The organism is Salmonella sp. SAL03688 (genome assembly GCF_046551895.1).
GTDB lineage: Bacteria > Pseudomonadota > Gammaproteobacteria > Enterobacterales > Enterobacteriaceae > Salmonella > Salmonella enterica.
The window spans coordinates 1-201 of record NZ_JBGDVI010000099.1; the positions used below are offsets into that span (position 1 = coordinate 1).

Here is a 201-nt window from a genome sequence, read left to right on the forward strand (position 1 = left end):
CATGCCAATGGCACTGCCCGGTAGCTAAATGCGGAAGAGATAAGTGCTGAAAGCATCTAAGCACGAAACTTGCCCCGAGATGAGTTCTCCCTGAGACTTTAGGTCTCCTGAAGGAACGTTGAAGACGACGACGTTGATAGGCCGGGTGTGTAAGCGCAGCGATGCGTTGAGCTAACCGGTACTAATGAACCGTGAGGCTTA

General features: G+C 51.7%; 1 rRNA gene. It reads left to right on the forward strand.

The features are described 5' to 3' along the window. Positions 1-201 (forward strand): 23S ribosomal RNA (locus ACLJR2_RS23915); the annotation flags it as partial.